The organism is Tenacibaculum sp. E3R01 (genome assembly GCF_003318185.1).
Classification (GTDB): Bacteria; Bacteroidota; Bacteroidia; order Flavobacteriales; family Flavobacteriaceae; genus Polaribacter; species Polaribacter halocynthiae.
On sequence record NZ_QOCC01000015.1, the window covers coordinates 1 to 7,767 of the forward strand.

Consider the following 7,767-nt stretch of genomic DNA (forward strand, 5'->3'; position numbering starts at 1 on the left):
GGTTGACGTTTATCCAGGGAACCCCAAAGAATTAACTGAATTTGGAAGTACAGTTTCTTTAGAGAAGTATAGAACTGTTGCTGTTGCTGGAGTAAATAGAAACCCTAATAACATAACTTAAAAATGAATAATCATTGAGCAGAGATATGGAGATATTCTATAGAAGAAAGTTTTAATGTCTGTCTATAAAGATGACAATTTTTAAACTTTCTTCTTGAACTCCTATTGTTTATGTAATATGTTTTTAAAAAACAAAAACTAGCAGTTTTATATAGAAACTCTATGATGTTAACAATTTAACACTCTTTTAAATTAATCCACTTTTATAAATTATTTTTTATGCTAAATACTATAGAACAGATAGAGATAAGTGAATTTTTAGTGAACATTAAATCCTTATTGAAACAACGAAGTGAACAGGTAAGGATTTTGAAACAAGTAGAGCTTGATTCTAAAGGGTTTTATACTAAACTTGATGAAGTTTTAAAAGAATTAGAAATCTATAATCATGTTGATTTTATCACATCTAAACCAAATGATTTTGACTTGTATGAAGAGATTATAAACACATTTTGTAATGATTACTTTACTAAACTGGGAAATCTTGATATTCATGGTTTGAAAGAGAATCTGATGAATTATGGAAATAACCCGATTCATATAGTTGATAGAGTAAAAACTCAAAAATTGACAAGTTCTGATGGTACAGTATTGGATGTGTTTTCTTACGGAGATATTGAGAATAGTCCAATAATAATAGCCCTTCCAACTGGGTTACCAATGTTAATAATGAAACCTTGGATAGAACTTTTAGCTAATAAATATTTTGTAATTACATGGGAAACAAGAGGGATGTCTAAATCGTCAACTACAAAACAATTAGATATTCCAAGTCAATTAGAAGATTTAAAAAATGTTATGAAGTTTTTCAATCTAGAAAAAGTTCATTTATTTGGAGTTTGCCATGGAGCTAATTTAGTGCTTCATGCTTGTAATGAAATCGATTCTAAAATTATATCAGCAAGTCTTTGGCATGGTGATTTTAACTGGAATGATGATAATAAGCTTACATATATACAGCAAAATATGAAGCGATTACTTGAAATGGCAGGGAGTCAAATTAATATTTCAGATTTAAGAAACTTAATGACTAATCCTAAGTCCATTGGTAAGTTATCAACTGATTATCCTATTAAAAACTTACCGCATATTATGTATCCTTATTTGACAGATGAGATTTTTTCCAGCTTCATCAAGTTGTCTAAAGATGTAATGAATAGAAATTTAAAGGAAATTGTAGATAAACTAAATAAAAAAATATTGATTGTTACCAGTTCAAATGACAATACTGCTCATCCAGAGGGATCGGTTTTACTACATTCTTTTTTAAAAGAATCAGAGTTTTACAATAGAGAATTTGGGAGTCATATTTCTTTTTTTGAAGCACCAGAAGAATTATACAGCCTTTTTTCTAATTTTTATGAAAATAGCTTTGCTTGTAGCTTAGCTTAATACAGGAAAATATCTTTATTTAAGTTATCCAATAGTAAAATAAATTGTTGTTGACAATTTAATAAGATAAAAAATTAAATCTCATTAAAACAAATCGAAATGAAAATAAATAAACTTATGACATTACTAGGTACTTCATTGAATAGGCAAACTACAGCAAAGGAAAATGAAACTCGTAATTTAGAAAAATTTAATAAAGTAAATCTTGAAGGTAGAATAGAGCTTCATTTAGAAAAAAGCTCTTACCATTCGATAGAAATTAGAACAAAAAAGGCCTCAGATATTGCTAATTTAGTTACAGAGGTTCGTAATGACGAATTATATATTCATAATGAAAAAAATGTAGGCCATAGTAAAACTCCTAAATATATTATTCGACTTAGTCATTCAGGTATTTCAGATATAACATTGTCAGGAGTAGTAAGACTTATGTCGGATGATGTGATAAGTCAAAAATCTTTCAATATAGGAGGTGAAGGAATTTTAAACGGAAGTTTAAAAGTGTCTGTAGATAACCTTAATACAGATATGAATGGAGTTTCAAATATTAAAATTTCAGGTTTTGCTGATGTAGCCGATCTAAACATTACTGGTATTGGGAGAATTAATGCGAAAGGTCTTGAAACTAACAATGCCAAAAAAAGTACGGATGGTATTGCTACTGTTTTATTACCTTCAAATTAATCAATTTCGTTTTTCTTAACGAAGAATAAACTACAAGCTATAAAATATAAAAGCAATTTATTAAAACAGATTATGTTTAGCGCTGGTAGAAAAATCTAGAAAACTTATTTAATCATAATAACTTCTCTTTTCAGATAGTATTGTCTAACTATACAGTTAGCTTCAATGGTTTGCTCAATAGGAACTTCCTACAGTACCAATAATGTCAAATTCAAGACAAAAAGAGCTTAACTTTTGAAGAAGTTCTTATATCCGAATAATATATAACTACAGGGAAATACGTGATTATAAACGTATACAACAAAAAAAATATACACTAACAATTGTGTAATCGGCATAGTAAATAACATTTACTATTTAATTATTAATCTTTAAATTTTGTTAAAATGAAAACAGCAATGAAACAAAGACAGACAAAAAAAGTAAACCTACCGGAACTAAAAAATCCAATTAGTTCTAGCGTTAAAGAGGGGGCTTCTAATGGAACACAGCCTTGTTTAATTATAGGATGGCTTCCTCCTTACTTTCGTTAATCTTAATTAATGTTTTTGTAGAAGAATTCAAAATTAAAAAGCTATTTAGTTTTGGATTCTTCTTTAAATAGATGCTATATGAAACAAAATTTAAATTCAAAAAACAGTCAGATTTTCAAAAAATTTGAGGACAAAATATTGTTGTTAAATAACGAAAACGATATACTTAATGAAGTAAATATTTTTAGTAAAAGTATTTCAATAAATGATATACTAAATCATTTACTTGAATTATTCTCTAATGAGAAGTATTACCTTCCTAATAATTCAACACAAAATAAAATAACATTGTTTAGTTCTTCTAGTTATGAGTTTAGTTTGATACATACTCCTCCTGAAGTAAGAACTTCTAGCGAAGCTACTTCATTGTATACTTATACTAATAACGTATTCTTTTGCCCATTAATTGATGTTAATGATGTGAGGTATACCATTTATGAACAAAATAAACGAGTAGCTCCTGATGTATTAGATGAAGATGTCAAACTACAGATAAAAAAAGAAAATGTTTTTGTTAAGAACGAGACGATTTTTTTAAGAAAATTTAAAGATGTTCTGCGTTTTGATGGAACTAAACCCTTGCTCCTTTTTATGATTATTTCAAGAAAAGATACATTAAAATATTCTTGGGAGTATAATTCTATTAGCCTTAAACCAGTACGTATAGTGTTAAGAGAAGTTAACTTCGCAAGATTAGGAACCACAGCGAAGATTTTAGGTAATATAGGAGATGGGAACTCTAAGGCATTATTATTGAAATTATCTCAACACGAATCACATATAGTAAGATGGGAAGCTGCAAGAGCTTTAATTAATATTGATTTTGAAGAAGGAGTTTCTGTGTTAAAGAGAATGATGAATGATAAACATATAGAAATAAGTATGGCTGCTAAGCAGTCAGTACAAATGCTAAACGTTTAAAATTAAAAAAATATAATATGGCATATACTTATAAATCAAATACAACTGAAAGTATCAGTTTAGAAGAATTTATTGATACTTTAAACAGAACTATTTCTTCCGGAGATGAAGATTCTCTATTAGCTTGTGTTGATCCACTTTTTAAAATATCCAACAATGCTAATTTTTTTACAGAATACCTTAATAAGCAATTAGCATCAGACCTTTCTGATTTTCAAAATGCGAATGTGTATTCGGAACAAAGTTACATGATTTATGAATGTAAAGATTTTTATATAAGAGTTACATACTGGCCTGTATTATCTAATAATAATAATGTAAGAGATTCTCAAAACGAATTATTTTCATATGATTTTGCTCATGACCATAACTTTCCATTGCTAACAGCTGGATACAAAGGAGGTGGTTATATTACTAAATTGTGGGAATACGATTATGAAAAAGTAATAGGATATGCAAACGAAAAAGTTGATATCAGGTTTTTAGAGGAAGTGACTTTAGCTCCTGGTAGGGCATTGTATTATAGACCATCGAAAGATATACATTCTCAGTTTGCTCCTTTGAAAGAAGATTCGTTGGCAATCAATATTATTATGAAATCAAATAAATATTCTGATTGTAAGCAATATGAATTTGATATGAATAAAAAAGTAATTAAGAATGTAATGCACGGTAGCTCTTCCGCCAGATTTGGACTACTAGAATTGACTAATTTAGTTTACAATAGTACTACTATTGATTTACTACATAAATTGTCGAAAACCCATGAACTTCCACAAGTACGTGAAGAAAGTTTAAAAGCATTATACAATATTGAGAAAACAAATGAAGTATGGAAAATAGGGCTTCAGGATACAGATAAATCTGTTCAGCTTTATTCTGAATTGAGGATTGAAAATAATACATAGAGGAATATTTTTTGGAGATTACCGGAGACGAAAGTGTATGAACAAATAGACACTTGATAAAAAGATGTTTCAGATTAATTACGTTTTAAATATTTTTTAGTTTTAAAATAAAACCCAATCCTCTTATCACAAACATAATTTTATTTTCACAGATAATCTCAAAATTAGACCAATCAAAGTTTAATAATCTAGTAAAGTAGCATCACTCTTGTAAGTATTAGAGAGGTTTTATTAGGTAACCTCACTTGGTTACGATGCTTTTCTATCAATTTCACGAAACCCCACTATAGCAAAGGGTCAAAGGGTACTGCAAAGGGTCAAAGGGTACTCATAGTATTGGTATTTAATTACCACATGTTTAAAATGTGAATTGATCACAATTAATTGAAAGAAAAAAAATCACATCTACACACACACATAAATAAGTTAATCTCATGAAAATAGATGAATATATCAGTGACTTAAGAAAAAAGAATATTATTATTTCTGTAAAAGAAGGGAAAATATCTTTGAAAGGATCAAAAGAAAAGATTACTCCTGAAGTTATTAAAGAGTTGACTGCTAAAAAGCAGGATATTTTAACTTTTTTCAAGTCAATAAAAAAAGTAAAAGAGTTTGAGTCTATTAAACCTGCTCCTAAACAAAATTATTATCCATTATCATCGTCTCAACTTAGAATGTATTTTTTATATAATTTTGATAAAGAGAGTACAAGTTATAATGTACCAGGTTTTTATAGAGTTAGTAGAAATTTAGATGTATTAAAGTTAGAACAAGTTTTTCAAAAATTGTCTAACCGTCATCATAGTTTACGTACAGTTTTTGAAATAGTAGATGGAAACCCTGTTCAACGTGTGTTGGATTCAAATTCCTTAAAGGTAACTCGTCATCAAGGTACAGCGTCAGAAATAAATCGTTATATGGATAGTTTTGTTCGTCCATTTGACTTATCTAAGGAGCTTCCTATTCGAATTTCTTTAATGGAGGTTTTAGAAGAGGATTATTTATTGATGATTGATATGCATCATATTATTAATGATGGTGTTTCTAGTGAAGTTTTAATGCATGATTTTTGGTCTTTATATCAAGGTAATGTTTTACCTGATTTACCTATTCAATATATAGATTATGCGGTGTGGCAACAAAGTGATGTTTATAAAGATTTGATATCTAGTCATAAAGAGTATTGGTTAGATAGGTATAGTGATGAATTTACTGTGTTGGAGATACCAACGGATTATACTAGACCTATTCAGCTTGGTAATGAAGGTTCTGCTTATACACTTAGTTTGTCAAAGAAACAAAGTGATAAGTTACGTGATTTTGCAAGTTCACATGGAGCAACTATGTATATGCTGTTTTTGGCTATTTATAATGTTTTATTGAATAAACTATCAAATCAAGATGATATTATCATTGGTACTCCTACGGTTGGACGTCGTCATTCAGATTTGGAAGGTATAGTAGGTTTGTTTGTGAATACATTAGCATTACGAAACCAGATAACTTCAGATGTTAGTTTTAGTGATTTATTAGCAAAAATTCAAGAGGATACATTAAAGGCATTTGATCATCAGTTGTACCCTTATGAAGAATTGATTGATGCCTTAGATGTTTCTCGTAACGTAGGGCGTAATCCGTTATTTAATGTTTTCTTTTCATATAACCAACAAGAAGGAAGTACTAGTTCTAGTAATGATTCTGATCTTAAAATTGTAAATCATGAAGTGCTATATAATATAGCAAAATTTGATTTAGAACTTGATGTAATTAATCAAGGTGATTATTATGATATGCTTTTTAGTTACAATCTTTCTTTATTTGATGAAAAAACAATAAAAAGATTTTCTACGTATTTAGAAGCTATAATAGAACAAATAGTAACTGAAGGAAATATTAAAATATCAGAAATAGATATTCTTTCAAAGGAAGAAAAAAGTCAGATTATTCATGAATTTAATGCTCCAGAAACAAATTACAATATTAAAGGAACTGTTGTTGATTTAATTGAGGAACAAGTTTTTTTTAATCCAAAAGCTAAAGCTTTATATTTTAAAAATCATACTATTGATTATGGAGAGTTAAATAGCAAAGTGAATAAGCTTGCTCACTATCTTATTAATGTTATGGGAGTTCAAAAAGGAGACCAAGTTGGTGTACACTTTGGGCGCTCACCAGAAATGATAATTGGATTTTTGGCAGTATTAAAATCTGGAGCTGCTTACGTTTCGTTGGACCCTGATAATCCTTCAAGTAGAATTAATTTATTAATTGAGAATTCAAATTTAAAATTTATTTTAACCAATTCTTATGAAAAGCTGTTGGCTATTAACACTTCTGTAGAGGTTATAGATTTAATAAGAGAAGGGTTAAACATTGGAGAAATGCCAAGCAATAATCCTTTAGTTAAGATAAAAGAGAGTGATCCAGCATATATAATTTATACCTCTGGAAGTACAGGAAAACCAAAAGGTATTGTTATTGAGCATAGTTCTTTAGTAGATTATAGTATTACTTTTAAAGAATATTTCTCGTTAACAACATCGGATAAAGTTGTACAACAAGCCTCTCCTGCGTTTGATACAGTTGTAGAAGAAGTATTTCCGGCATTGTTAACTGGAGCATCTATTGTTATAATGCCAGATGGAGGGAAAAATATAGAATCTCTTCTTAAAGAAATTAAAGAAACTAAAGCTACAATATTAAGTACAGTTCCAGTTGTCGTAGATGCTTTAAATAATTATTCAGATGCTTTAGAAAGTTTAAGGTTGATTGTTAGTGGAGGAGACGTGTTACTTCCAAGGCATATTAGTAATTTAATAGAAAAATATCCAATATACAATACTTATGGGCCTTCAGAGTCAACAGTTTGTATTACCTACCATAAGGTTAGTTCACTTGATAATACTTCATGTATTGGTAAACCAATTCCTAATAGACAAGTATATATACTTAATAAAGACAAACAGTTATGTCCAGTTGGAGTTACAGGAGAACTTTGTGTTTCAGGTAAAGGTTTAGCAAAAGAATATTTAAATGATAAAAAATTAACAGAGGATAAATTTATAAAAAATCCTATAATTCCAACTTCAAGAATTTATCGTACTGGTGATACAGCTAAGTGGAATTCTGATGGAACCATTGAATTTCTTGGAAGAGTTGATAATCAAGTTAAAATAAGAGGTGTCCGAATCGAATTAGGAGAGATA

The 7,767-nt window shown here is 28.8% G+C and carries 6 protein-coding genes; all 6 read left to right on the forward strand.

The features are described 5' to 3' along the window. Positions 1-339: 339 nt before the first annotated feature. Positions 340-1,512 carry an alpha/beta fold hydrolase gene (locus DS884_RS03745; protein WP_113785846.1) on the forward strand — a complete coding sequence of 391 codons (1,173 nt, stop codon included), beginning with the start codon at positions 340-342 and terminating at the stop codon, positions 1,510-1,512. Between the two features lie 99 nt (positions 1,513-1,611). After that, entirely contained in the window at positions 1,612-2,196 is a 585-nt protein-coding gene (locus tag DS884_RS03750) for a GIN domain-containing protein (RefSeq protein WP_113785847.1), read from the forward strand. Between the two features lie 398 nt (positions 2,197-2,594). Further along, on the forward strand, positions 2,595-2,729 hold the full coding sequence (locus DS884_RS18715; RefSeq protein WP_255405145.1) for a hypothetical protein: 135 nt from the start codon (positions 2,595-2,597) through the stop codon (positions 2,727-2,729). 78 nt (positions 2,730-2,807) lie between these two features. Beyond that, positions 2,808-3,650 (forward strand): HEAT repeat domain-containing protein, encoded by an 843-nt coding sequence (locus tag DS884_RS03755; RefSeq protein WP_113785848.1) that lies wholly within the window; start codon positions 2,808-2,810, stop codon positions 3,648-3,650. A 17-nt stretch (positions 3,651-3,667) separates the two neighbouring features. Beyond that, positions 3,668-4,558, forward strand: coding sequence for a hypothetical protein (locus DS884_RS03760; protein WP_113785849.1), 891 nt, complete (start codon positions 3,668-3,670; stop codon positions 4,556-4,558). 434 nt (positions 4,559-4,992) lie between these two features. Further along, positions 4,993-7,767, forward strand: a 2,775-nt coding sequence (locus DS884_RS03765) for an amino acid adenylation domain-containing protein (RefSeq protein WP_113785850.1), incomplete at its 3' end; no start/stop codon positions are given.

Excerpts from the sequence above, each read along its gene's own strand:
- DS884_RS03750 (WP_113785847.1), top strand. The coding sequence starts at position 1,612 with ATGAAAATAAATAAACTTATGACATTACTAGGTACTTCATTGAATAGG.
- DS884_RS03755 (WP_113785848.1), top strand. The coding sequence starts at position 2,808 with ATGAAACAAAATTTAAATTCAAAAAACAGTCAGATTTTCAAAAAATTT.
- DS884_RS03745 (WP_113785846.1), top strand. The coding sequence starts at position 340 with ATGCTAAATACTATAGAACAGATAGAGATAAGTGAATTTTTAGTGAAC.
- DS884_RS18715 (WP_255405145.1), top strand. The coding sequence starts at position 2,595 with ATGAAACAAAGACAGACAAAAAAAGTAAACCTACCGGAACTAAAAAAT.
- DS884_RS03760 (WP_113785849.1), top strand. The coding sequence starts at position 3,668 with ATGGCATATACTTATAAATCAAATACAACTGAAAGTATCAGTTTAGAA.